General features: G+C 70.6%; 25 protein-coding genes. 13 read left to right on the plus strand and 12 right to left on the minus strand.

All coding sequences use genetic code 11. The features are described from left to right. Nucleotides 1–8: 8 nt before the first annotated feature. From KXC43_RS42445 to KXC43_RS42455, 3 genes are all read left to right on the plus strand, one after another. Nucleotides 9–1,187: an SGNH/GDSL hydrolase family protein gene (locus KXC43_RS42445; RefSeq protein ID WP_221381936.1), complete on the plus strand. Its 1,179-nt coding sequence runs from the start codon at nucleotides 9–11 to the stop codon at nucleotides 1,185–1,187. A gap of 91 nt (nucleotides 1,188–1,278) precedes the next feature. Then, the gene (locus KXC43_RS42450; protein ID WP_221381937.1) at nucleotides 1,279–1,956 is read left to right on the plus strand and encodes a DUF899 domain-containing protein; all 678 of its coding nucleotides are present in this window, start codon (nucleotides 1,279–1,281) and stop codon (nucleotides 1,954–1,956) included. Between the two features lie 43 nt (nucleotides 1,957–1,999). Beyond that, a complete protein-coding gene (locus KXC43_RS42455; RefSeq protein WP_221381938.1) occupies nucleotides 2,000–3,175 on the plus strand; it encodes an acyltransferase family protein in 1,176 nt (391 codons plus the stop codon). Here KXC43_RS42455 and KXC43_RS42460 read toward each other — a convergent pair. From KXC43_RS42460 to KXC43_RS42490, 7 genes are all read right to left on the minus strand, one after another. Beyond that, the gene (locus tag KXC43_RS42460) at nucleotides 3,160–4,902 is read right to left on the minus strand and encodes a putative glycosyltransferase family protein (RefSeq protein ID WP_255645783.1); all 1,743 of its coding nucleotides are present in this window, start codon (nucleotides 4,900–4,902) and stop codon (nucleotides 3,160–3,162) included. The two genes, KXC43_RS42455 and KXC43_RS42460, sit on opposite strands and share 16 nt — an antisense overlap. A 238-nt stretch (nucleotides 4,903–5,140) precedes the next feature. Further along, complete coding sequence (locus KXC43_RS42465; protein ID WP_221381940.1) at nucleotides 5,141–6,016, minus strand: DUF1963 domain-containing protein; 876 nt, start codon at nucleotides 6,014–6,016, stop codon at nucleotides 5,141–5,143. A gap of 36 nt (nucleotides 6,017–6,052) precedes the next feature. Continuing rightward, the gene (locus tag KXC43_RS42470) at nucleotides 6,053–7,438 is read right to left on the minus strand and encodes a S28 family serine protease (RefSeq protein ID WP_221381941.1); all 1,386 of its coding nucleotides are present in this window, start codon (nucleotides 7,436–7,438) and stop codon (nucleotides 6,053–6,055) included. 9 nt (nucleotides 7,439–7,447) lie between these two features. Continuing rightward, nucleotides 7,448–8,470, minus strand: coding sequence for a 4-hydroxy-2-oxovalerate aldolase (gene dmpG / locus KXC43_RS42475; RefSeq protein ID WP_221381942.1), 1,023 nt, complete (start codon nucleotides 8,468–8,470; stop codon nucleotides 7,448–7,450). A gap of 64 nt (nucleotides 8,471–8,534) precedes the next feature. Then, nucleotides 8,535–9,455: an acetaldehyde dehydrogenase (acetylating) gene (locus KXC43_RS42480; protein ID WP_221381943.1), complete on the minus strand. Its 921-nt coding sequence runs from the start codon at nucleotides 9,453–9,455 to the stop codon at nucleotides 8,535–8,537. Next, on the minus strand, nucleotides 9,455–10,225 hold the full coding sequence (locus tag KXC43_RS42485) for a 2-keto-4-pentenoate hydratase (RefSeq protein ID WP_221381944.1): 771 nt from the start codon (nucleotides 10,223–10,225) through the stop codon (nucleotides 9,455–9,457). Before KXC43_RS42485 ends, KXC43_RS42480 begins: the two co-directional genes overlap by 1 nt. Before the next feature lie 49 nt (nucleotides 10,226–10,274). Beyond that, nucleotides 10,275–11,018 (minus strand): IclR family transcriptional regulator, encoded by a 744-nt coding sequence (locus tag KXC43_RS42490; protein WP_221381945.1) that lies wholly within the window; start codon nucleotides 11,016–11,018, stop codon nucleotides 10,275–10,277. A gap of 24 nt (nucleotides 11,019–11,042) precedes the next feature. On the opposite strand from KXC43_RS42490, the gene KXC43_RS42495 reads away from it, so the two are divergent. Next, complete coding sequence (locus KXC43_RS42495) at nucleotides 11,043–11,453, plus strand: TIGR03618 family F420-dependent PPOX class oxidoreductase (RefSeq protein ID WP_221381946.1); 411 nt, start codon at nucleotides 11,043–11,045, stop codon at nucleotides 11,451–11,453. Between the two features lie 67 nt (nucleotides 11,454–11,520). On the opposite strand, the gene KXC43_RS42500 is transcribed toward KXC43_RS42495, so the two are convergent. Further along, the gene (locus KXC43_RS42500) at nucleotides 11,521–12,198 is read right to left on the minus strand and encodes a Type 1 glutamine amidotransferase-like domain-containing protein (RefSeq protein WP_221381947.1); all 678 of its coding nucleotides are present in this window, start codon (nucleotides 12,196–12,198) and stop codon (nucleotides 11,521–11,523) included. Between the two features lie 207 nt (nucleotides 12,199–12,405). Here KXC43_RS42500 and KXC43_RS42505 point away from each other — a divergent pair, with 207 nt between their 5' ends. From KXC43_RS42505 to KXC43_RS42520, 4 genes are all read left to right on the plus strand, one after another. Continuing rightward, on the plus strand, nucleotides 12,406–13,683 hold the full coding sequence (locus KXC43_RS42505; protein WP_221381948.1) for a M48 family metallopeptidase: 1,278 nt from the start codon (nucleotides 12,406–12,408) through the stop codon (nucleotides 13,681–13,683). 152 nt (nucleotides 13,684–13,835) lie between these two features. Next, nucleotides 13,836–14,486: a DUF4240 domain-containing protein gene (locus KXC43_RS42510; protein WP_308129514.1), complete on the plus strand. Its 651-nt coding sequence runs from the start codon at nucleotides 13,836–13,838 to the stop codon at nucleotides 14,484–14,486. A 147-nt stretch (nucleotides 14,487–14,633) separates the two neighbouring features. After that, complete coding sequence (locus tag KXC43_RS42515) at nucleotides 14,634–15,263, plus strand: LysE family translocator (protein ID WP_221381950.1); 630 nt, start codon at nucleotides 14,634–14,636, stop codon at nucleotides 15,261–15,263. A 246-nt stretch (nucleotides 15,264–15,509) separates the two neighbouring features. After that, a complete protein-coding gene (locus KXC43_RS42520; protein WP_221381951.1) occupies nucleotides 15,510–15,719 on the plus strand; it encodes a dodecin in 210 nt (69 codons plus the stop codon). Between the two features lie 58 nt (nucleotides 15,720–15,777). Here the strand turns inward: KXC43_RS42520 and yidC are convergent, their stop codons facing one another. Together yidC and KXC43_RS42530 are read right to left on the minus strand one after the other, a co-directional pair. Continuing rightward, complete coding sequence (gene yidC / locus KXC43_RS42525) at nucleotides 15,778–16,557, minus strand: membrane protein insertase YidC (RefSeq protein ID WP_221381952.1); 780 nt, start codon at nucleotides 16,555–16,557, stop codon at nucleotides 15,778–15,780. Nucleotides 16,558–16,635: 78 nt separating this feature from the next. Continuing rightward, a complete protein-coding gene (locus KXC43_RS42530) occupies nucleotides 16,636–16,893 on the minus strand; it encodes a DUF6412 domain-containing protein (RefSeq protein ID WP_221381953.1) in 258 nt (85 codons plus the stop codon). A gap of 72 nt (nucleotides 16,894–16,965) precedes the next feature. On the opposite strand from KXC43_RS42530, the gene KXC43_RS42535 reads away from it, so the two are divergent. Further along, nucleotides 16,966–18,108: an endonuclease gene (locus tag KXC43_RS42535; protein WP_221381954.1), complete on the plus strand. Its 1,143-nt coding sequence runs from the start codon at nucleotides 16,966–16,968 to the stop codon at nucleotides 18,106–18,108. A gap of 38 nt (nucleotides 18,109–18,146) precedes the next feature. Continuing rightward, the gene (locus tag KXC43_RS53000; protein ID WP_308129512.1) at nucleotides 18,147–18,449 is read left to right on the plus strand and encodes a hypothetical protein; all 303 of its coding nucleotides are present in this window, start codon (nucleotides 18,147–18,149) and stop codon (nucleotides 18,447–18,449) included. Here the strand turns inward: KXC43_RS53000 and KXC43_RS42545 are convergent. Together KXC43_RS42545 and KXC43_RS42550 are read right to left on the minus strand one after the other, a co-directional pair. Next, complete coding sequence (locus tag KXC43_RS42545; protein WP_221381955.1) at nucleotides 18,416–19,942, minus strand: beta-N-acetylhexosaminidase; 1,527 nt, start codon at nucleotides 19,940–19,942, stop codon at nucleotides 18,416–18,418. The two genes, KXC43_RS53000 and KXC43_RS42545, sit on opposite strands and share 34 nt — an antisense overlap. Nucleotides 19,943–20,006: 64 nt before the next feature. After that, nucleotides 20,007–21,008, minus strand: coding sequence for a LysR family transcriptional regulator (locus tag KXC43_RS42550; RefSeq protein ID WP_221381956.1), 1,002 nt, complete (start codon nucleotides 21,006–21,008; stop codon nucleotides 20,007–20,009). Between KXC43_RS42550 and KXC43_RS42555 the strand changes: the two genes are divergently transcribed. Genes KXC43_RS42555 through KXC43_RS42565 form a run of 3 tightly spaced genes read left to right on the plus strand, consistent with a single transcriptional unit; the run spans nucleotide 21,007 to nucleotide 23,588 of the window. Further along, complete coding sequence (locus tag KXC43_RS42555; RefSeq protein ID WP_221381957.1) at nucleotides 21,007–22,242, plus strand: MFS transporter; 1,236 nt, start codon at nucleotides 21,007–21,009, stop codon at nucleotides 22,240–22,242. The genes KXC43_RS42550 and KXC43_RS42555 overlap by 2 nt on opposite strands. Beyond that, nucleotides 22,239–22,736 carry a hypothetical protein gene (locus KXC43_RS42560; RefSeq protein ID WP_255645762.1) on the plus strand — a complete coding sequence of 166 codons (498 nt, stop codon included), beginning with the start codon at nucleotides 22,239–22,241 and terminating at the stop codon, nucleotides 22,734–22,736. The genes KXC43_RS42555 and KXC43_RS42560 overlap by 4 nt, the downstream gene beginning before the upstream one ends. 48 nt (nucleotides 22,737–22,784) lie before the next feature. Continuing rightward, complete coding sequence (locus KXC43_RS42565; protein ID WP_221381958.1) at nucleotides 22,785–23,588, plus strand: chemotaxis protein CheB; 804 nt, start codon at nucleotides 22,785–22,787, stop codon at nucleotides 23,586–23,588. Nucleotides 23,589–23,599: the final 11 nt, after the last annotated feature.

The raw sequence follows: 23,599 nt of genomic DNA on the forward strand, positions 1-23,599 counted from the left end.
GCTTCGGTGTGACGATCCGCATCGCCGGCCGCCTCGGCGGCATCACTCTCACTGTCGTCGCGGTCCTGGCCGCGCTGTCGGGACCGGTTGCCGCGACCGCCGGGCCGGCCGTGGCTGCTGCTGTCCCGGGCGCGGCCGATCCGGCGTACGCGCCGCTGAAGATCATGCCGTTGGGTGACTCGATCACCTGGGGCAGCGGGTCGGCGGACTCGCGGGCCGGCAACCGGACCGGCGCCACCACGGCCAGCGGCTACCGCATCGACCTGCAGAAACGGCTCGAAGCCGCGGGCTTGGACGTGGACTTCGTCGGGTCCCAGCAGGCCGGACCGCGGGGGTCGGATCGCGACAACGAGGGCCACCCGGGCTGGCGCATCGATCAGATCGCCGCGAACGTCGACGGCTGGCTGGCCGCCTACCAGCCGGACGTGATCCTGCTGCACCTCGGCACCAACGACATGGCCCAGAACAGGAGCGTCGGCGACTCGGCGGCCCGGCTGTCGGCGCTGATCGACCAGATCCGCGCCGGCCGGCCGGACGCCGACATCTTCGTGCAGCAGCTCGTCCAGGGCCACGTCGAGCCGTACCGGAGCCGGATCGCGGCCTACAACGAGCGGATTCCCGGCATCCTGGCCGGCAAGGACGCCAAGGTGTACCTGGTCGACCAGTCGTCGATCGGAGGGCTGTCGGAGTTCGACAACCTGCACCCCAACGACGACGGCTACGCCAAGATGGCCTACAACCTCTACCGGGCCATGGCTACGGTCTACCCGGGCGGCGACGACTGGCCCGCCGGCAGCAACCCGTACGCAGCCACCGCCACCACCCTGTGCTTCCGGATCAACCAGACGGTGGCCGGCAGGAAGACCTGGCGCGCCGCCTGCAGCCGCTGGACCCGGCGCCCCACCGGCTGGCAGCGGCCTGGCACTGTCACTCAGGCCTACCGGGTGCACATCAAGGCGCACTACACCACCAGGAAGATCATCGGCCCCGCCAAGGTGTGGGTCCCCGGCCGGTACGCGACCGGGACCGTCAAGGCCAGGGCGCGGACGTGGGTGAAGGCGCACTACGAGACCAGGAGGATCACCAGGATCGTCCGGGTGCTCGTCCAGGCGCGCTACGAGACGCGTACCCGCGTGGTGACCGGCTGGCTGTCCGACGACCCGTACGTCACCAACGCCGGCCGGTAGGACACGCCGATCCGCGGATCACCGATGAGTTCGAGCGGCACGGTGAGTCTGACGACTACCGAGCGAACTCACCGAGAAGGAGACGTCGATCATGGCGATGCCACCCGTTGTCGATCAGGCGGCCTGGCGCGAGGAACTGGACGCGCTGCGGGCACGCGAGAAGGCAGCCACCCGGGAACTCGACGCGATCGCCGCGCAGAGGCGGCGGCTGCCCATGGTGCGCCTGCCCGAATACACCCTGGTCGGAGCCGAGGGTCCGGTCCGGCTGGCCGACATCTTCGACGGCCGGTCGCAGTTGATCGTCTACAACCACATGTGGGACCCGGGCGCCGAGTGGCAGTGCGGTGGCTGCACCAGCTTCACCTCGGTCTTCACCCGGCTGGGCTTCCTCGACAACTACGACGCGCGATTTGTGGTCGTCACCCAGGGCCCCATCGAGGACGCGCTCGCCTACGCCGCACGGGTCGGCAACACAATGACGTGGTACTCCACCGCGGACAGCCCCTTCGGGGCCGACGTCGACGCTCCTCCCGGCGGCGGGTTCGCGCTCAACGTCTTCCTGCGCGACGGCGAGACCGTCTATCGCACCTGGCACACCAGCGGTCGCGGCGTCGAGCAGCTCACCCACACGTTCGCCCTGGTCGACGCGTTGCCGTACGGGCGGCAGGAGGAGTGGCAGGACTCTCCCGAGGGCTGGCCGCAGGCACCGGCCTACAGCGGCTGGCTCGACTCCCCCGACGTCGCCCGGCTGTACGGCCCCGCGTCCTGAACCATCCGGGCGAGCTTCGTCGAACGTTTCACCCCCGTTCTGCGTGAACAGTGACGTGAGCGCGAAAAGGGTGGCCGGGCTGGACGGCCTGCGCGGCCTCTGCGCCCTGTATGTGCTGTTGTTCCATTGCTGGGCGTACACGTTCCGGGGGTTTCCCCGCTATCGCGGCCCGGAATGGCTGAGCTGGCTCGGGTTCGGCCGGCTGGCCGTGGTGATGTTCCTGATCCTGTCGGGATTCTCGCTGGCGATGGCGGCGGCCCGGAACGGCTGGCGCCTGGGCAGCCTGCGCCGGTACGCCCGGCGGCGGGCGTGGCGGATCCTCCCGGCGTACTGGGCCGCGCTGGTTTTCAGTCTGGTCGTCGCCTGGACCGTGGTGCGCCAGCCCCACTCGGCGGAGCCCACCTTCGAGTCAGTGGTGGTCTACGCGCTGCTGCTGCAGGACCTGATCGCGGCGCCCACCCCGAACGGCGCCTTCTGGTCGATCGGCGTCGAGGCACTGCTGTACGCCCTGCTTCCGCTGCTCGTGCTGCTGTGCCGGCGGATCGGCCCGGCGGCGATGCTGGCCGTCGTGACGCTGCCGGTGGTCGTGGCCGGGTTCGCCGTCTTCGGCGGGTCGCCGCCGCAGGCCGACAACTGGCTGGCGCCACACCTCGTGCCCGTCTTCGCGGCCGGCGTCGTGGCAGCCGGCGTGGTCGCGGCCGGCGACCGGTTCAGGGTGCCCTGGGCCTGGCTGTCGGTGCTGGCCGCGGCGCCGGTCGGCATCCTGGTCCTGTATCAGGGCTCGCGGTGGATGATCGGCCACTACTACTGGGTCGACCTGGCGATCGCCCCCGCGATGACCATGCTCCTGCTGGCGATCGTCAGCGGCCGGCCCGCCGCCCTGGTCCGGCTGCTCGACTCCGGGCCCCTGAAGTGGCTGGGCTCGCTCTCGTACAGCCTCTACCTGGTCCACCTGCCGATCGTGGTCGTGATCACGCTGAAGGTGGTCATCCCCCGGTTCGGCCGCGACACCGTCTCGTTCACGATCACGACGCTGCTCGCCGGCGGCCTCTCGCTGGCCCTCGCCTGGCTCGTCGCCCGGCTGTTCGAGGCGCCGTTCCAGCGGCACCGCTCCTGGGCCGAACTCAGGAATGCCCTCCGGCCCGCTGACGCTCCGCTCGTGAACGCGCCCGGACAACCTGCACTGGTCGACGCCGTGCCGCGTCAGCCGAGCCGATAGAGCAGGGCGCCGTCGATCTCCTCGCGCGTGATGCCGAGGCCGTCGACCGGACGGTTGGGCACCCCTTCCCACGGCGTTCCGCTCAGCCACTCGGGCAGGACGACGACCGATTTGATGCCGGCCGCCCGCAGCGCGGCGATGCTCGTCGAGTCCGGGAACGTCATGCTGCTCGAGCGGATCCGCTCCTGGCCGGACGGGACGAAGGTGACGATCCCGTTCGGGATGCGCGGGAACCCGTTCGTGGACCACAGCATGATGGACATCTCGAGGCTGCCCTCGCTGGGCAGCACCAGGGTCGGCTCCGACGCGGCGCCCATCGCGGCCGGGTATCGCAGCACCTCGGGGTGCGGGCTCCGGTTGACCCCGTCGACGACGACCAGCGCGAGCGGGATCACCAGGGCGAGCCGCAGCACGACGAACTTGCCGCGGGCCAGCACCGACCGCGCGGCGCCGGCCTTGGGCCAGGGCGCGGCGGCACGCACCTCGGCGACGAAGGCGCTGACCGCGCCGGCGGCCAGGATGGCCATCACCAGCGTGGTCCAGATCATTATTCGCCCGGGGGTCCGCAGTGCCGACCAGCCCGGCAGGTGTTTGGAGAGAGTCAGGTAACCCGGATCGCCGTTCCAGGGCAGGGTCGCGCCGAGCGTCAGCAGCACCGCGACGGCCAGGCCGATGGTCAGCAGGATCCGGTGGCGGACGCGGAACACCGAGAAGAAGATGCCCGTCGCGGCCAGGATGATCAAGGCGATGCCGGGCAGCAGAGCCATCTCCGGCGGCCACGACAGTTCAGCGCGGGCCGTCGCGTGCCGGGCGCCGTACAGCCAGGACGACTCCGGCGCGATGAAGAGGCCGCGCCAGGCCGGCGAATACATCTCGGTCCAGGCCAGCGACCGGTCGGCCTGCGGTTGGAGCTCCACGACGCGGGAGTAGGCGAGGCCCAGGTACAGCGTGGCGGCGCCGAAGAACACCCCGCCGACCAGATCGGCGACCAGCAGCCGCCGCCCGAAGGCCGGCCGGCCGCGTCGCCACCAGGCCCAGCCGAAGAGCGCGGCAACCACCAGGCAGACGGCGACCATCACGTACGCGAAGACGAGCCCGATGGCGAGGCCGAGGGTGATCTGCCAGGCGGCGACCAGCCAGCCGGCCAGCGCCCATCCCGGGCTGTGCCTGTCCGGGCGGTGGCCCCGGCGCAACGACCAGCCGTGACCGCGAGCGATCATGGCCAGGCTGAGCGCGATGCCGCCGGTCGAGATGACGTTCAGGTGCCCGACATGCGCGAGCCGCCACGGCGCGAACGCCCACGCGATCCCGGCCACTGTCGCGCCGAGCGGATGCGCGCCCAGCTGGCGGGTCAGGGCGTACGCCCCGACGAAGGCGAGCGCGTGCAGCAGGACGTACAAGAGGTTGTAGCGCAGCACCGCCGCATCCATGCCGGAACCGATCATCCCGAACGGCGCGTAGCCGAGGATGGTGTCGGTAAAGGCCAGCGAGTTCGGATCGGGGTAGAACGTGTTCGAGTCCCACAGCTGCGAGGGATGGTGCAGGAGCGCGTTCCCCATCCAGGCGATCTGCCAGGCGAACATGGCCGGATCGCCGATGTCCCCCGGCACGGTGTGCCGCGGATCGCGCATCGTCGGCCAGGTCAGCGCCACGGCGAGCGCCAGCCCACCGAGGACCACCAGGATCCACTCCCGGCGCGACCAGAGCCGTTTCACCGCGTTCAGCATCGGCCCGGACCTCTGAGCGCTTCCGCCGGCCGCCTGCTCGTCGCGGTCGGCCGCGGTGGCGACGTCCTGTGACGCGCCCATGATTCCGCTCACCCCAGCCCTCCCGACACCGAGACATTGTCGCACATCAATGTCACCCCATCGCCGCACGACAAGTTCGGCGACCCGGGGGTCACCGCCTGCGCGCCATCGGCGGCACGAGAGTACGCCACCGCGCCCACGCGGCGGGACCGGCGCTTTACTCGCTGAACCGGGTCACTGACAGCGCCTTGTCCAGCCGACGGGCGGTCAGGTCGTCATGGCGGGTCACGAAACTGCCGGAGTACAACTCGTCGGCCACGGAGAAGTCGGCGAGCGAAACCCATTCGCTCGTCAGCTGGTGCTTCTCCTTCTCGACGTGGGAACTCCACTTCGCCACCGGCACGACGATCTCGCCGGCCTTCTCGCGACCCGCGAGCGTCTGCTCCGCGATACTCGTCATCACCTCATCGTCGACATACCCGCCGATGAAGGCGCCGGCGAGCCCTTCGCCCGGCGGCCAGAGGGCGTCCGCCAGAGCAGAGAGTTCGTCCAGGCGTGGCAGGTCACGCTCCAGGTCAATGAGCAACTGCTGCTGGAAGGGCGACAGGTCGTCCTCGTCCTCATCCTCGTCCGTCTCGAACCACGGGGGAAGCTGCGCGACGAGCGTGGCGCCGACGTCGTACTGCTCGCCGGGCGCGTAGTCGGCGGGTGCTTCCGCCACCTCCGTGTCGGCGCCGGCCGGCACGTACACGACTCGCGCGTAATCATGTTCCCCGGCGGCAGCGGCCAGGTGATCCCGCTCGTGATCCAGGAAGAACAGCAGCGAGCCGTCCGCCGGGAGTCCGAAGCCGTCCACCCTCGGCAACGACGCGCAGGCGACCGAGAAGACGAACGGCAGCGGACCGGCCCCGGCTGACGGCCAGTCCATGCCGACCGGCAGCCGGGGCAACCCACCGAACTGCCCGGCCGGAGCCCCGCCGGAACCTCCGCTCAACCGGATCGACAAACGGAGGTACTCGGTGAATGCGGTGACCTCGTCGTCCGGAATGCCCGACTCGAGCGCCGCCCGGCGAAACTGCCCCTGATGATCCATGGGCGAGGATGATGCCACGAACGAGCCGGGGCGGGGTCAGCCGAGCCGGCGGCGGGGCTCCAGCATGTCGTCGAAGGGTAGGTCGGCGGCGGGGCGCTGGGTGAGCGTGGTGGCCTGCGGGACGCCGGCCCAGCGGCGCAGCGTGGCGGTGGCCTCGGCCGCGTCGTCGGCGGTCAGGCGGGAGATGTTGGCGCCGTGGTTGGCGCCGGGGGCCACGTACAGGGCCGAGTCGCGGCGGCTCGGGGTGAAGCGTTCGGCGCCCCACGGATCGTTCTCGCCGTAGACGAACATCATGCGCTGCGAGAGAGTGCGGACCCAGAGGTCGACGTCGAGCATCGGCAGGGGGTTGTGCGAGCGGCGCAGTTCCGGCGGCAGCGACGAGTTGGCCGTGTAGAGCGCCGGGTAGCGGCGCAGGTTGCGCAGGTGGTCGAAGCGCAGCGACGGCCAGCCGAGCTGGGTGGCGGCCTGGTAGTAGTACGGCCAGTAGAACTCGAGGCCCTGGTCGGTGTAGAACGACCAGCCGGCGACGCCGTTGATCCAGTTGAAGATCTCGTCGTCGGTGGCGGTCGCAGCGGGCACGCCCGCGCAGTCGGCGGCCACGCTGTACTGCCAGAAGGCCCACACCGTGTCGAGCACTGTCATCTCGAACGAGCGGTCGGCCGTCCCGATCGTGCGGTTGAAGGTCCAGCCGTTGGCGGCGGCCTCCGCGGCCACGCGGGGCACGAGGCGGTCGCGTCGCTTCAGCGCTTCCTTCTGTACGCCGTCGAGCGCGCTGCGGCAGGCCGCGTCGCCCACCGTCCGGAAGAAGCGGTCGTACGCGCCGTCGAGGTCGTTGAGCGAGTCGTTGGGCGCCACGTAGGCCACCACGCCGTCGATGTCGTTCGGATAGAACCGCCGGTGATAGACCGACGTCATGCCGCCCTTGCTGGCGCCCGTCTGGATCCACTTGCCTGAGTAGACCGACTTGAGCGCCCGCACGATCCGGTGCTCGTCGCTGGCCTCCTGCCAGATGGTCAGGTCCGACCAGTCGGCCGGGCTGGGCCGCGACGGCGTGAAGAAGCGGTGCTCCACCGAGACCTGGTTGGCGTCGAGCAGCCGGGTGGGCTCGGTGCGCCCGGGCTGGGGGTTGGCCGCCAGCCCGTACCCGCCGGTGGCCAGCACGACCGGCGCGTCGGCCGACCGGTGCAGCAGGGTGAGCCGCTGCTCGTACGTGCCCTGGCCGGGATGCCGGTGGTCGGCCGGCTGGCGGTAGGTGAGCACGAAGAACCGGTAGCCGGTGGGCTGGCTCTCCGAGACGACGGTCAGCCCGGGTATCGCCTTCAGCCGGTCGAGAAGATCATCGGCGGGAGAAAAAGCAACCGCCGCCGAGCCGGGCAACAGAAGGGCAACTACGGAACCGAGAACCGCCAGCAGACGACGCATTGACGCATGCTAATCGATTTCGGCCGGCCCCGCGGACACCAGATCCAGGGCGATGTCGACGATCAGATCCTCCTGGCCACCGACCAGGCCTCGCCGGCCCACCTCGACCAGTAGATCACGCACATCGACGCCGTACCGCCCGGCCGCCACCTCGGCGTGGCGCAGGAACGAGCTGTAGACGCCCGCGTACCCGAGGGTCAGCGTCTCGCGGTCGACCCGCACCGGCCTGTCCTGCAGCGGGCGCACCAGGTCCTCGGCCGCGTCCTGCAGCGCGAACAGGTCGCAGCCGTGTTCCCAGCCCTGCAGGTCGGCGACCGCGATGAACGGCTCGATCGGGCAGTTGCCGGCCCCGGCCCCGAGCCCGGTCAGCGAGGCGTCGACCCGGTAGACACCCTCCTCGACGGCGACCATCGAGTTGGCCACCGACAGCGACAGGTTCTCGTGGGCGTGGATGCCGATCTCGGTTTCCGGCTCGAGCACGTCGCGGTAGGCACGGACCCGCTCGCGGACGCCGTCCATCATCAGCCGGCCGCCCGAGTCGGTGACGTAGACGCAGTGGGCGCCGTACGACTCCATCAGCTTGGCCTGGGCCGCGAGAACCGGCGCGGGCGCCATGTGGCTCATCATCAGGAACCCGCTGACGTCCATGCCCAGCTCACGCGCGGTGGCGATGTGCTGCGCGGCCACGTCGGCCTCGGTGCAGTGGGTGGCGATGCGGACCGAGCGCACCCCCAGCTCGTACGCCTTCTTCAGCTCGGCGATCGTGCCGATGCCGGGCAGCAGCAGTGTCGTGAGGCGGGCGCGGCTGATGTTGGCCGCCGCCACCTCGAGCCACTCCCAGTCGGTGTTCGAGCCCGGCCCGTAGGTCAGGCTGCCGCCGGCCAGCCCGTCACCGTGCGACACCTCGATGCCGTCGACCCCGGCCGCGTCCAGGGCCGAGACGATCTTCGCCACCGAGTCGAGTGCCATCCGGTGCCGTACGGCGTGCATGCCGTCCCGCAGCGTCACGTCCTGCACGAAGATCTTCGTCATGACTGAGCCTCCTGGGCGTGCTCTCCTGGCCCTACGACTACTTCGTTCACTCCGGTGCAGTCGATCACGCCGCGATCCTCTCCGCCGCGGCGATGGCAGCCGAGGTCATGATGTCGAGATTCCCGGCGTACGCGGGAAGGTAGTGAGCGGCTCCCTCGACCTCCAGGAACACCGACACCTGGTGGGTCGCCGCGGCCGAGCCGGCCAGCGTCTGCACCGGCTGGTCGTCCGGGATCGGGTTGATCTGCACCTGCTGCTTGAGCCGGTAGCCGGGCACGTACCCCGAGACCACCTTGACCATCTCCTCCACCGACGCCTTGATCGCCTCCCGCGTCTCGGCCGCGGGCGCGTCGACCAGGCAGAGCACGGTGTCCCGCATGATCAGCGGCGGTTCGGCCGGGTTGAGCACGATCAGCGCCTTGCCGCGGCCGGCCCCGCCCACCTGTTCGATGGCCTGGGCAGTGGTCTCGGTGAACTCGTCGATGTTGGCCCGGGTGCCCGGACCGGCCGACTTCGACGCGATGGAGGCCACGATCTCGGCGTACGGCACCGGGGCGATCCGCGAGACGGCGGCGACGATCGGGATGGTGGCCTGACCGCCGCAGGTGACCATGTTGATGTTGCGCACGCCGGCCTGCAGGTCGAGGTTGACCGCGGGCACCACGAACGGCCCGAGAGCGGCCGGCGTCAGATCGATGAGAATTTTCCCGTACGGGGTGAGCTTGGCGGCATTGGCGACATGGGCACCGGCCGAGGTGGCGTCGAAGACGACCGCGATGTCGTCGAACCCGGGCATGGCGATCAGCCCGTCGACGCCCTCGGCCGTGGTGGCGACGCCCAGCCGCTCCGCCCGGGCCAGCCCGTCCGAGGCCGGGTCGATGCCGACCATGGCCACGATCTCGAGCGTCGCCGAGAGGCGCAGAATCTTGATCATCAGGTCGGTGCCGATGTTGCCGGAACCGATGACGGCGACCTTCGTCGGCATCAGACCTCCCCGAAGTTGGCCGCGACCAGGCCCAGCCCGGACAGCGTCGCGGTGACCTGCATGCCCGGCACCACCGGCACCATCGGTCCGAGTGCCCCCGAGAGCACAACCTGGCCCGCCCGCAGCGGATCGCCGTGATCGCGGGCGGCCGCGGCCAGCCAGGCCAGCGCGGCGAGGGGGTCGCCCAGGCAGGCGGCGCCCGAGCCCTTGGAGACGACCGCGCCGTCCACGCTCATCTCCATCTGGATGTCGACCGGCCGCAGCGCGTCGAGCCGCACCCGCTGGTCGCCCAGCACGAACAGGGCGCTGGAGGCGTTGTCGGCGATGGTGTCGGCGATGCTGATGTCCCAGCCGGCGATCCGGCTGTCGACGATCTCGAGCGCGGGCGCCATCTCGTCGACCGCGTTCCACACGTCGGCCGGCGTGAAGTCGCCGGTCAGGTCGGCGCCGAGCAGGAACGCCACCTCGGCCTCGACCCGCGGCTGCAACAGGTCGCCGACCGGCACCGGGTCGAGCGCGCTGACGTCCATGTCGTCGAAGAGCACGCCGAAGTCTGGCTGGTCGACCCCGAGCTGCTTCTGCACGGCGGGCGAGGTCAGGCCGACCTTGTGGCCGACGATCCGGGCCGTCCGCAGCCGCAGCTCGGTGAGTTCCCGCTGGACGGCGTACGCGGCCTCGATGTCGTCGGCGCCGAGCAGGTCACGGACGGGCGGGCACGGGGTCTTGGTGCGCGCCGCGTCGAGCAGGCGTTGCGCCGCGGGTGTGGTCATGTGCCGACCATGCCTGATTCCGGCCGCCGCGGCCTACCGAAGAGTTCCGCTAGGCGGAACTTTTCCGCCGGGCGAGCATGGCCGCGATACCCGCGGCGGCCGCCTTGACCGAGCCGGCGTGTTGTTGAGGGCGGAAGCGGGTGGCCGGGCCGGCCACGCTGACGGCGGCCACGGCCAGGTCGTCGGAATCGAGCACCGGGGCGCCGACGCAGACGATCCCGACCGCCGATTCCTCGGCCTCGAAGGTCACCCGCGTCGCGGCTGCCTCGTCGAGCTGCCGCCGCAGGATCAGCGGCGACGTGACGGTACGTGGCGCCAGGCGGGCCAGCGGGGCCGCGAGCACCTCGGCCCGTACGGGATCGGGCGCGAAAGCGAGCAGCGCCTTGCCGATCGCCGTGGCGTGCAGCGGCATCCGCCCGCCCAGCCGCGAGGGCGCCCGGGCCTGCCGGTGGCCGCCGATCTTGGCCACGTAGACGACCTCGGCACCCTCCCGCAGGCCCAGGTGCACGGTTTCATGCGTACGTTCGTAGAGGTCTTCCAGGAAGGGCGTGGCCACCTCGAGCAGGCTGCGTTCGACCGAGGCGCGCATGCCGAGGGCGAACAGGTAGCCGCTGAGGTGGAACCGGCCGTCGCCCGCCCGGTCGAGCAGCCGCGCCTCGACCATCTCGCCGGTCAGCCGGTGCAGCGTCGCCTTGGCCAGCCCCGTACGCCGCTGCAGCTCGGCGAACCCGAGCCCCCGGTCGTCGGCGCTGAAGGCGTCGAGGATGGCCGACACCTTGGCGATCACCGTCATACTTTCGAAGCCTAAGCTGCTGGGATGTCTACGACTCCCATGCCGCAGCCGGTCATCGACATGTTGCGCCTGCCCAACCCGGCCGTGATGGCCACCGTCGCCGCCGACGGCCGCCCGGTGAGCGTCGCCACCTGGTACCTGCTCGAGGACGACGGCCGCATCCTGCTCGGCCTGGACGCCAAGCGCGCCCGCATCAAGCACATGGAGAAGGATCCCCGCATCTCGCTGACCGTGCTGGCCCAGGACGACTGGTACACCCACGTCAGCCTGCAGGGCACGGTCGTCTCCATCGTCCCCGACGAGGGCCTGCGCGACATCGACCGCCTCTCCCGCCACTACGGCGGCGAGCCGTACGCCAACCGCGAGCGCCCCCGCGTCAGCGCCCAGGTGGAAATCACGCACTGGCACGTCTGGGGCAAGCTCCGCACCCAGTGACGCTGCCCGGCGCGCCGGGCCGATCGGCCTGGCGCGTCGCTGCCGTCCCCGAGTCAGCGCCGACCGTTCACGGCGCCGGATCGAACAGTCTCCAGTGGCCCTCGGAGACGACGTCGACCGTGCCGTCGACCACTGTGATGGCGGTCTGCTGGTCGATCGCATACGCGCGCCCGCCGATTCCGGCCGCCCACAGTTCCGCCGCGGCCATGGTGTTGTCGGGAGTGTCCGGGCCCTCCAGGTGCGGGAAGATCGAGAAGTCGACGACGCCCAGCGCGCTGTCGCCGCCACCGGGTGGCTCCCAGCCCACGAACTCCGGCCCGACGCGAGGGGTCAGCACCATGCTCCCGGCGCTGAGTCCCACATAGACCGTGTCCGTCAGCGACGGCAGGAGGCCGGCCAGCCCGGACTCCCGCATCCAGTGCGCCAGGTACAGCGTGTCACCGCCGTTGACCAGCAGCACGTCAGCCGCCCGGACCCAGGAGACCCAGTGCTCCTCCTCGAGGCTGGGCAGCGCGGTGAGTTCCAGCATGCCCACCGACTTCCACCCCAGCCCGGTCATCGGACTGGGGGCATTCCCGCTGACGAAATTCCAGGGCGAGACCGGGTCGGCGTAGGGGCCGCCGTATCCCGCAGTCGGGATGCAGAGGGCGGTGGCCTCGGCGATCGGCTTGCCCAGCAGATCGGTCAGCGCGGCCCGGATGCTCGCGTTCCTGACGCCGGAGTCGGTGAGCAGAAGCTTTCTCATCCGCGGCAGCGTAGCCATCGCGGGCACACCGCGGAGCCCCACCGCCGACCGCAACGCGAAGGTCGGGCTCGAAGTCTCCGGTCGTGACGAAGTGTCACCACTCTCGCGGCATTCCGAGTCCGCACGCTCTCGGCCCGGGAAAGTGGCCGCCGACGGCTGACCTGACCGGTATTGCACAGAGTCCGGGTATCGATCATCATGTCGGCCGTGACATCGACGACCTTGGCGTCCCCGTGCCCGCGCTGCGGCACGACAACGGCCACAGCCGAGGACGAGACGCCGTGGTGCGCCGCCTGTGAGTGGAACCTCGACCACTACCCGGCCGATCCCGGATACGGCTGGTTCTGGAACCGGATCGTGGCCGCTGACCGGCGGGCCGGCTACCGCTCGGACAAGCTGCTGGCCGAGTCGGCCGAGCCGGAGCCGGTGCGCCACCACGGCCACCGGTTCCTGGTCGCTCTCTCGGCGGCGGTCATGGTCGTGATGGTCGCGGCCATCGCCGCCGGACTGTGGCTGATCATCGCGGGCGGCCCGTTCTTCCCCATCGTGTTCGGACTGCTCCTGCTGAGCTTCGCGGCCGTGCTGCGCCCGCGCTTCAACCGGCTCAAGCCGTTGCTGGCGAACAGCTACCGGGTCGAGCCGGCGGACGCGCCCACCCTGCACACGCTGATCGGCCGCATCGCCGACCGGCTGGAGACGCCCCGGCCCGACGTCGTCCTGATCACCTTCGGCTGGAACGCCGGCGTCGCCACCACCGGCCCGCGCCCGCAGCGGGTCCTCATCCTCGGCGTGCAACTGCTGCTGGCGCTGCGTCCGGCCGAGGTCGTCGCGTTGCTCGGCCACGAACTGGGTCACCTCAAGTACGCCGACGTCCGCCGCGACACGCTCACCGCACCGGCCCGGGAGTCGTTCGGCCGCCTGTCCCGGCTGATCCGGCCGCCGGCCGTGTCGCCGTGGGAACTCGGTCCCAGCATCCAGCTGGCCGGCCTGCTGATCTGGCAGCTCACCGCGGGCGTCGTCTCCTGGCTGCTGTTCGCCGTCCATCTGGCGATCAACAAGGTGTCGGCTCGCGATCAGCGCACGGTCGAGCTGCGGGCCGACGACCTGGCCGCCCGCGCCGCCGGCACCGAGGCGGCGCTGCAACTGCTCGACGCCCTGGCCGCGGTGCCCGTCCTCACCGAATACGTCCAGCACCACGTGCCCAAGGGCGAGGCCGCCATCCGCTGGCGCCGCATGCTGCGAACGGTGCAGGAACGCGAGGCCCCCACCGCCCCGGCGCGGCGTCAGCTCTCCATCCGTACGGACGCCTCGCTCTTCGCCTCCCACCCGGCACCCGGCCGTCGCCACCAGTGGCTGTCGGCGCGCCCAGCGCGGGCCGCCGCCGTGCACCTGACCGGGACCGAGGCCGAGACCCTGGAACACGAGCTCCGGCCGTACGCCGAGGCCCTGCACCGAACCATGCTGAAGCAGATCGTCCACGACTGACAGCCCGCTGTTCGAACCGGCCCTCGGTGAAGCGGAGACCTCATGGCCGGAGAACCCGTGCAGCGCCCGCTCGCCCCGTGTCTCTCGGGTGGTGGCCGGGCCCCTTGCACGGTCGTTGTCCAGTCGACGCGCGCTGGATTACGTTGATCGAGGTGGCGATGGTGAGACCCGTATTCGTGCTGCTGCTGGCCCTGACGGTGGCCGGTTGCAGCAGCACGCCGACCAGCACGAGCACAACGCGCCCTCAGGCGTCGGCCTCCGCATCGGCCAGGAGTGGCGGGACAATGGACCAGGACTGGTTCTGGCAGATCGTCGAAGAGGCGCGGAAGCAGGCCGGCAACGACCCGGACGCGATGGCGGCGTTTCTCGAGCGTCGCTTCACCGAGGCTGACGACGCCACGCTCCGCGCGTTTCAACGACATCTCGTCGCCGCGAGCACGCGTCTCTACACCTGGCGCCACGCCACAGCCGGCGACATGGCGTGCGGTTCTCTCGGCGATGACGGTTTCACCGATTGGCGGGCCTGGGTCGTCACCCTCGGACGTGACACGTTCGAGCGCATCGCCGCCGACGCGGACAACCTCGCCGACGTCGACGACCTCACTGCCGGCTGCGGGACGGGCGAGTTGTTCGGAGCAGCCGTCAGCAACATCTACTTCGCGCGACACGGCTACGAGGACGACAGCTTTCCCATCCTCGAGCCGGGAGGCGAACCTCCGGCCGGCACGCCGCCGAGCGGTTACCCCAGGAACGGAACAGAGTCGCTCCGCAAGACCCTCCCCCGGCTCGCGCGGCGGACGTAGGCACGGGTCAACCGCGCTGATCCTGACGGAGCCGCGCGTCACGACCAGCACGGGACAGACCTGCGACCTCGTACGCTGGGGTCGCTGGCCAACATCGGTCAGCCGAGCATCGGCAGAAAACTCCGCTGAACGGAGCGAGAAACGGTGATGACGTCCGGGCAGCTACTGACCTTCGGCGGTGTTGTCGTCCTCGGCGCGATGTCGCCCGGGCCGGACTTTGCCGTGGTCCTGCGCCGGTCGGCTCTTGCCGGTCGTGCGCACGGCATGGCGGCAGCGGTGGGCGTCACCGCCGGGGTCTTCGCCTGGGTGATCGCCGCTGCCACCGGTGTGGCGGCTCTGGTCGCCGCGACGCCCGTCGCCTTCACCGTCATCAAGCTGGTGGGTGCGGGCTATCTGGCCTATCTGGGTGTCAACGCGCTGCGCTCGGCGGGGCGCTCGGGCGACCTTCGATCGCAGCCGGACCCCGCCGGCGTCGAGACAGGTCTGTGGGGTGCGTTCCGCGACGGTCTGTTGTGCAACGCGCTCAACCCCAAGGCGGCGATCTTCTTTGTCGCGCTCCTGCCGCAGTTTCTTCCAGCCGGGTCCGGGCTCGTTCCGCTGCTGACGTTGTCAGTGATCGCCGTGGTCATCACGGCCACGTGGTTCCTTACGGTGGCGAACCTGGTCGCCGCGGCTCGCCGGGTGTTCTTCCGGCCGGCCACGCGTCGTCTCATCGACGGGATGAGCGGCGTGGTGCTGATCGGCCTCGGCGTCCGGCTCGCGTTCACCACGAGGTAGTTGCTGACCATCACTGAGCGGCCGGCGTATGCCGTCGGCGCGGCGACCGGGCGCCCCCTGCCTCCGGGTGGCGGAGGCAGGGAGCACGCAAGCCGGAACCTGGATGGCCGCACACAACGCTGGGGCGGGGTGGTCGCGGGGGCGAGGTCGCGTCCACCTGGCAACGGGTGCGGAAGCGCCGGAATCTCCCGCACACGTCACCGGTCTGGTTGAGTGGGCGGGAGATCCCTCAGCGAGGAGGCTGTCATGACCAACCACGTCTACCGGCTCAGCGAGGTCGTCGGGAGCAGTCCGGCCAGCATCGACGACGCGATTCGCACGGCCGTCGCCAAGGCTTCCCAGACCGTACGGAACATCGAGTGGTTCGAGGCGCAGGAGATCCGCGGTCAGGTCGTCGACGGCGAGGTCGCGCACTTCCAGGTCCGGCTGAAGATCGGCTTCCGGGTCGAGGACTGACGCCGTCGCCGGCCGGCGACGACCCACCCCTGAAGGGCGGAACCGCGGATCGGGCCGGTCAGTCGGCGGGCGCCGGCGCCTTGACGGGCGGGTGCCGGCGGATCAGCCATGCCTGCTGCCCCAGCGCGAACACGTTCTGAGTGGTCCAGTAGAGCAGCACGCCCACCGGGAAGATGACGCCCGAGACGAGCAGGGAGAGCGGAATCCCGTACGTCATCAAACGCCGGATCAGGAGCTGTGTGGGATCGTCGGTCGGGCCGCTGTTCGCCATCGACAGCCGGGTGGTGAGGAACGTGGTCGTCACCATGGCCGCGATCAGGACGGCGGCGACGATCATGGTCACGCCGCCGCTGCTGAAGCTCGAGGCGAGCGGCGCCCCCAGCAGCAGCGCGTGCGAGGCGTCGTGGAACTGCGTGGCCGTCCAGCCGTAGAGCGTCTGGGTGGCCGGATCGGTGATCGCCGGCCGCAGGTGGCGCAGCACGTGGAACAGCGCCAGAAACACGGGGATCTGCAGGAGCAGGGGCACAAAGCTCGCGTACGGGCTGACGCCCTCACGCTTGTAGAGCGCGGACACCGCGGCGCCCAACGTCATGGCGTCGCCCTTGTGTTTCTGCTGCAGTTCCCGGATCTCGGGCTGCAGGCGCTGCATCGCCAGCTGGGAGCGGTATTGCCGGACGTAGAGGGGCAGCAACGCCACCCGGACGGTCACCACGAGGAACACGATGCCGAGCACCCACGACCAGTCGGTGCTGAGGAATTCCGGGGCGCCCAGCAGGGTGTCCCAGACGGAGTGCCAGAAGATCAGAAGCGCGGAGATGCCGGAATAGAAGATGGACACGACGGGACGACCCTTCGATGCGACGGATGGGGCATCGTGGGGCGGTCGAGCGTCACTGTCCAGGCGTTTCGCCTGGGATCACGCGGCCGCCCAGGGCCGTGCGGTGGGTCCTCTCGGGCGGGTGCGGCCCGGGGCATCGGGGTCGCGGTGACGGGGCACGCCGGCGCGCTCGGCCTTTCGCTGGAAGGCCCGGCCGGTCTCGCCCGGCGTGGCCGTGGCGGTGCCCCACAGAAGCACCAGCAGGCCCGCGGCCGCGGCGGCGATCAACAGCAGTGCGGACGGACCGGCGTCGGTCAGGGCGATGACCACGCACCAGATCGCGTCCAGCCACGTCATGACGAGAACCGTACACCCGTATGACAAGGCCGATATGGCCCCGATTCACCCGCGGCTTCCTATGCTGAGGCCATGTATCGACGCGTTGCGATATCTTCCGTCGCGCTCCTGGCGCTGGCGATCACGCTCGTGCAGGCGCCGGCCGGCTCGGCCGCCGCCACGCTGACGGTCGCGCAGGCGATCAGCAGCCAGAGCGGCACCGGCACGGTCCGCGGCTACGTCGTGGGCGAACCGACCGGCACCGCCACGGTGCGCACCAGCAACTTCACCGGCGACACAGCCATCGCGATCGCCGACAACAGCGGCGAGGCCGGCATCAGCCGCATGCTCTACGTGCAGGTGACCAGCGCGTACCGGTCGTCGTTCGGGCTGCGCAGCAACCCCGGCCGGCTGGGCGACCCGATCACCGTGACGGGCACGCTCACCGCGTACTTCTCGCACCCGGGCCTCAAGTCCCCGACCGCGATGAGCGCCGCCGGCACGACGCCACCGACCACGCCGGGCACGCCGACCACTCCCCCGCCCTCCGACTCGTACTACGCCTCGGCCGCGGGCAAGAGCGGGGAGCAGCTCAAGGACGCGCTCCACACGATCGTCTCGCGCGGGGTGACCACCCTCTCGTACGACGCGGTCTGGAACGCCCTGAAGGCCACCGACCAGGATCCGGGCAACGCGAACAACGTGATCGTGCTGTACTCGGGAACCAGCCGGTCGAAGTCGCTCAACGGCGGCAACAGCGGCAACTGGAACCGCGAGCATGTCTGGGCCAAGTCGCACGGTGACTTCGGCACGGCCGCCGGCCCCGGCACCGACCTGCACCACCTGCGCCCCGAGGACGTCGGCGTCAACTCGCTGCGCGACAACAAGGACTTCGACAACGGCGGCTCGGCGGTGGCCAGTGCTCCCGGCAACTTCACCGACGGCGACTCCTGGGAGCCGCGCAGCGCCGTCAAGGGCGACGTGGCCCGCATGATCTTCTATATGGCCGTGCGCTACGAGGGCGGCGACGCGTGGCCCGACCTCGAGGTCGACAACGCCACCGGCAGCGGCACGGCCCCGCGGATCGGCCGCGTCTCGGCCCTGCTGCAGTGGAACGCGCAGGATCCCCCGGACGCCTTCGAGCGCAACCGCAACCAGATCATCTACGCGTCGTACCAGCGCAACCGCAACCCGTTCATCGACCACCCCGAATGGGCGTCGTCGATCTTCAACTGAGTTCATCCGCCCGGGATGAGGCGCGGACGCCGGCGTCTGTGTCCTCATCATCGGTCACGCACGGCTGGCCCGGCTCGATCGCCGCGCGGTCCGAATCGGAGCGCGCGGCGCACGACAAGCTGGCCACCTTCACGACCGACGGCTTCGGCTACTTCCTGGAACAGTCCACCCGCCCGCAGACGATCGGCTACTCGCTGCTCGACAAACCGATCGGGCTGGCGGCCTGGATGCTCGACCACGACACCGACAGCTACTACAAGATGTCGAAGGCGTTCGTCGAACTGCGTGACGCCTTCCGGCCCCTTCGTCAGGACGCCCAGTCGATCTGCGGGGAGGGGTAGAAGCCGACGCCGCGGGCGGTCCAGCGTGGGCCGTAGGCGCCGAGTCGCGCCCGGAAGGATTCCCAGTCGCGGGCCGGGGACCAGCCGAGCTCGGCGATGGCGGCCAGGCGGGGGAAGGCCATGAACTCGATGTCCTCGATGCTGCGCAGGGTCTCGGACCACAGCGGAGCCTCGACGCCGAGGACCGCGCTCTCGGGAACGCCGGCCAGGTGGGTGCCGGGGTCCCAGTCGTACGCCTTGCGGACCTCGATGTAACCGGCCCAGCTCAGCCCGAGCCGGGTCGAGGGGTCGTACTTCATGTCGAGGTACGTCAGATTGGCGGGCGACATGATCACCTTGGTGCCGGCCGCGACCGCCGCGGCCAACGTCGGATCGGTCGTGCCGGTGTTCCAGTACTGCGCGATCGCCGTGTGACTGGCCGGCGCCTGGGTGATCTCGTTCCATCCGTACGCGGTCTTGCCGTACTTGCTGACGAGCGGAAGCACCCGCTGCTGGAAGGCGATGTAGTCGGCCTCCGACGTGGCGTGGGCCTCGTCGCCGCCGATGTGGATCAGCGGCCCGGGCGTCAGCTCGGCCAGCTCGCGGATGACGTCCTCGACGAAGCGGTACGTGACCTCCTTGCCGATGCACAGCGAGCTGTAGCCGACGGCCGTGTCCGTGCGAGGCGGCGGCGCGACACCGTCGCAGGTGAGCTCCGGGTAGGCGACCTGGGCCGCGTTGACGTGCCCCGGCATGTCGATCTCGGGCACGATCGTCACGTAGCGGGCGGCCGCATAGCGTACGAGATCGCGGTAGTCCGCCTTGGTCAGGAAGCCCCCGCCCACACCGTCGACCCCCGTGCCGGCCGCGCCACCGACGGCGGTCAGCCGCGGCCACGAGTCGATCTGGATGCGCCAGCCCTGGTCGTCCGACAGGTGCAGATGCAGGTGGTTCACCTTGAACTGGCTGATCTCGTCGATGTACTGCTTGATCTCGGCCGGCGTGTGGAAGTGCCGGGCCAGGTCGAGGAAGGCCCCGCGATACGCGAACCGCGGCCGGTCGACGATCTCCCCACCCGCGACCGTCCACGGCGCCTCGAGGGGCAGCAACTGACGCAGCGTCTGTACGCCGTTGAACAGCCCCGCGTTTCCCCCGGACCGGATCGTGACACCCTTCCGCCCGACGCTCAGCCGGTAGCCCTCGCCGCCGGTGCGGCCCGGCGCCAGCGTGATCGCCGACGCATGCCGCGGCGCGTGCTTCAGGATGGCGAGCCGATAGCCGGTGGCCGCGCGCACCGCTTCAGCCAGGCGATCAGCCACGGGCCGAGCCGAGGGCGGCGCCACGATGACCGTGCGGGCGGTGAGCCGGAAGGCCGGCCCGCCGGGCCGCACCTCCACCGGCGCCGGGATCACGCTGCTCAGCGCGACGGCCGGCGGCCCAGCCGCATCAGCCGGCGCGGGCGCGAGGACCAGCGGCAGCGCACAGGCAAGAAGCACAGCAAGTCGTTTCCGCATCCCCCGACCGTACATAGCCAATCGTCAATCTGTGAAGAGTCCTGCCTGATCCCGTGGAGCGGCCCTATGCTCGCCAGCCGTCCGGGGTCCAGGTGTCGTCCGGGTCGAGGGGCCGCGTTGCGGTCAGGTGCCGGCGCAGGGCTGTCAGAGTGGGGTGCCGGTTGTCGGTGCGGTACAGCAAGGCGTGCGGGTAGACCGGTGTCGGCCGGGTGAGCGGGATGCGTCGCAGGTCGTGACCGGCGGGCCAGACGTAGCGGTCGCCGGCGCCGATCAGTGTTGTCAGCTCGGTGGACTCCGCGATGGCGTCCATCAGGGCCTCGGTGCCGAAGTTGGGGCCGATCCGGTCGATGCTCAAGGAGAACGCGTCGGCCAGCTCGCGGTAGAAGGCCGCCCACTCGCTGCCCGGCTTGATGCCGGGGATCCAGATGCGGTGCCCGCTGAGATCGGACGGGCGCAGGACGCGCGTGGAGGCAAGCGGGTGACCGGGGCCGGCGAGTAGCTCCAACGGGTCGTTCAGGACGGACACGGCGGAGACGCCCTCGGGCAGGGCGGCAGGCACCGCGCGGAAGGTCGCGTCGATCTCGCCGGCCAGCAGCGCGTCGACGGCTGTGGTCACGGTCGCCCCGGGCAGGGTCACCACGTCGAGGTCGATGCCGGGGTCGGCGCGATAGAAGGCGCGTACCGCCTGGGCCGGGGCGATGCGCAGGTGCAGAACATCGACGCGCAAGGCTCGTTCGCCGGGACGGACCGAGGCGGCGGCCCGGTCGACGGCGAGCAGAAGCGCGCGGGCATGCGGCAGGAACGCGCGGCCGTCCAGGGTGAGTCGGGCGCCCTGGGGCGTACGGGCGAACAACGTCGTGCCGAGGCTGCGTTCGAGCTTGGCGATTCGCTTCGAGACGGCTTGTTGGGTGATGTGCAGGTCAATGGCCGCCTCCTGGAACTGCCCGGTCTCGGCGACTGCCACGAAGGTTCGTACGGCCTCGATGTCCACAACCACCGGTTGTACCACGCCGGCGGGTTCGTTGTTGGACTGCTGGTGGACGCCCCTGATCGAATCCCGGGCCATGGGCAGAGCATTCAACTGGTTGTGGGCATCCTTCGCAGCGTCCACCGTCGGGACGTGGCTGGGGTTCGGAGCGTTCCCGTTGATAGCCATTCAGGTCCTCGATGCCGGCCCGGCCGCGGTGTCCTCGTTGGCGGCGGCCGGGCTGGCCGCGGGTGCGCTTCTGGCTCTGCCGCTCGGACCGTGGGCGGAGCGCCGCCGTAAGCGACCGGTCATGATCGCCGCCGACGTGGTGCGGTGCCTGGCGTTGCTCAGCGTGCCGGTCTGTCACGTGATCGGCCTGCTCAGCTATGCGCAACTGGTGGTCGTGTCGGTGATCGGGGCTGCGGGGAACATCGCCTTCATCGCGGCCGGCGGGTCCTACCTGAAGCAGGTCGTCGGCCCGGACCAGTTGCTGCGGGCCAACGCTCGTTTCGAGTCCACCGCGTGGACGGCGATCGCGCTCGGTCCCGTGCTCGGTGGTGCGGCCGTCACCCTGCTCGGTCCGGTGGTCAGCGTTCATGCGAATGCCGCCGGGTTCCTGCTGTCGGGGCTGGCGCTTCTGGCGATCAGGGTCCGGGAGGCGGACCCGCGGCCGGCCGCGACGGAGCCGTTCCGCCTGGCGGCCCTGGCCGACGGCTGGCGCTTCATCAACGCCGACCGTCCGCTGCGCGCCCTGTTCCGCAACACGATCGCCGTCAACGCGCTGATCATGGCAACGGAGCCGCTGCTGGCCGTCCTGCTGCTCGGCGAGCTCGGCTGGCCGCCGTGGCAGTACGGCCTCGCCTTCGGCCTGCCCTGCATCGGCGGCTTCATCGGAGCGCAGCTGGCCGCCCGGCTCGAGGAGCGCCACGGGCGGGCCCGTGTGCTGACAGTCGCCGGGGTGCTGCGAGTGCTCAGCCCGGTCGGGCTGGCCTTCGCCGCACCGGGCACGAGCGGCCTGATCCTCGTCGTCGTGGTCGAGCTCGCGGTGATCACGTGCATGAGCGTGTTCAACCCGCTGCTCGCCACCGAACGGCTCCAGCGGGTGCCGGACGAGCAGATCGGGCGGGTGCTGACGGCGTGGACGATCACCACGACCGCCTCGATCGCCGGGGTCACCGCGTTGTGGGGCGTGCTGGCGACCTTCACCGGCACGCGGGTAGCCATCGGGGCCGCCGGCGTGCTGCTGCTTCTCGTCCCGCTGCTGCTGCCGGGGCACGACCGCGTCGGCCCACGCCGGAACCCCGAGATGCCGGGCGGTGTCTGCCAGTTATGAGAACCGTCGTCGCTGTCGGTGCGGCGTTGCTGCTGGCGGGATGCAGCGCGTCCGGCGAGCCCACACCGCCACCCACCTCTGCGCCCGCGCCCGCTGCGGCCTGCGGCTCGCCCGTACGCGATGACGCCCTTCCCGAGTGGGCCCGGGCCGGTTTCAGCGGTGACGGCGCCGGCGTCCCGCACGTCTACGGCGCGAAGGGTGACATCCTCGCTGTCGTCTTCGGCTCGCCCCTGAGCAGCCCGCCCGGGAACGGCCGCAACAACAAGATCCTCTGGGTCTCCCGGCAACCCGTCACCGGTGACCCGCTCGTCATCACGGCCCAGCGGGACGGCTCCGGCGAGCGGGCCGACCAGCAGGTCGCCGGCGGGCCGGGGCCTTCCATCGTCGACGTGCCGCGGGCGGGTTGCTGGCGCTTCACGCTCACCTGGTCGGGGTACACCGACACGATGGATCTCGTCTACCGGACTCCCACGGCTGGATCATCGAGCTCCTGAGTCGCCTCGCCACGTTAATCCGCCGCAGTCGCTGGAAATCCCGTACCGATGGCAAGCGGAACGGAAGACCGTCGCGACCTCGTTCTGCTCGGCGGCTCGGCCGGTGCAATCGAGGTGCTGCGGCCAATCCTCAGCGGCCTCCCGGGCGATCTGCCCGCGGCCGTCCTGGTGGTGGTGCACACGTCCGCCCTCGACCCCAGCGGCCTGGTGAGTGTGCTGAGTCGAAGTGGACCGCTGCCGGTATCGGCCGCCGAGAACGAGACGCCGTTGCAGCCCGGACACGTCTACGTCGCCGTGCCCGGCCGGCATCTGCTCGTGCGCGACGGGATGATGCTGGTCAGCGCCGCTCGGCAACAGAACCAAGCGCGGCCGTCGATCGACGCGTTGTTCCGCAGCGCCGCCCGCTGGAGGGGTCCCCGCGTGGTCGCCGTGCAGTTGTCGGGCAGTCTGGACGACGGCGCTGTCGGGTTGGCGGCGGTCAGCTCGGCCGGCGGCGCCTGCATCGTGCAGGATCCCGGAGATGCGCTCCTGACAAGTATGCCCAAGGCGGCTCTGGCCGTGGTCCCGAACGCCGCAGTGCTGCCGGGCAGGGACATCGCGGACTGCATTGTGTCGCTGCTGTCCGAGCGGATCGATCCGGTCCGGTTTCAGCCCGACCCCGCTCTGATCATGGAATCCGACATGGCCGAGAAGTATGCGGAAGGCATCACCGACCGGCGGCCGGGCCGACCGGCCGCGCTCAGCTGCCCCGACTGCACCGGCGGCATGAACGTCGTCGAGACCGCCGGGGGGTGTCCCTATGGTTTTTGTCAAGCAGCGAGGGCGAGCTTTTCTGCCGGTTTGTGCTGGTAGGGGGTGTGGGT

The organism is Paractinoplanes polyasparticus (assembly GCF_019710575.1).
In the GTDB taxonomy this organism is placed as follows: Bacteria; Actinomycetota; Actinomycetes; order Mycobacteriales; family Micromonosporaceae; genus Actinoplanes; species Actinoplanes polyasparticus.